The sequence below is a fragment of the Alcanivorax sp. HI0044 genome (genome assembly GCF_001634945.1).
Window position 1 is genome coordinate 1 of the sequence record NZ_LWEZ01000273.1, and the last position, 806, is coordinate 806.

Annotated in this window: 1 pseudogene; it reads right to left on the reverse strand. The window is 59.3% G+C overall.

The features are described 5' to 3' along the window. Window positions 1-792, reverse strand: a pseudogene (locus tag A3730_RS03385) (urea carboxylase); the annotation flags it as partial. Window positions 793-806: the final 14 nt, after the last annotated feature.

The following is an 806-nucleotide window of genomic DNA, read 5'->3' on the forward strand; positions in this document are numbered from 1 at the left end:
GGCGATGCGGGTGGCCTGGTTGAATTTCAGCGTGGGACCATTGAGGGTAAATTCGAGTCCGGCGGCGTTTTCTTCGGTGCCGAGCGGGCGGTTGCCCAGGCAGAAACTGAAATTGTCGAACGGCCCGGAAGGCGGCANGCCNACGGGCCAGTAGCCGCTGCGCCCAGGGTAGTCCTGCACGGTGGTGAGTGTGCCGCCGGCCAGCACGTCCATGGTGAACGGCTGATAGCGGAAATCGTTCAGGTAGCGGGTGGTCATTTTACCCTGGGAAAAAGTCGGGTCGGCCAGAATGGCACGGATGTAATCCCGGTTGGTTTCAATGCCTTCGATGCCGGTTTCTGCGAGGGTGTTGTTCAATGCCGCCAGAGCAGCATCGCGGCTGGCTTCGTGAACGATCACTTTGGCCAGCATGGGATCGAACAGGGGGGACACCGTCAGTCCGGCTTCCACCCAGTGATCAATGCGGCGCGATTGCCCGTCTGCATCAGGGAACTGCACGGCGGTAAGCAATCCAGCGCTGGGCTGGAAATCCTTGTTCGGATCCTCCGCGTAAATCCGCGCCTGGATAGCGTGGCCACAGGCGGTCAGGTTGGTGCCGAGTTGATCCAGCGCGGGCAGTTCCCGGGCGGCCAGTTGCACCATCCATTCCACCAGGTCAACGCCATATACCTGTTCGGTGACACCGTGCTCAACCTGCAGGCGAGTATTCACTTCCAGAAAATAAAAGGCGTTGCTGTCCTGGTCGAGAATAAATTCCACAGTGCCGGCGTTACGATAATGAACGGCTTCCATGAGGGTTTTTGCGG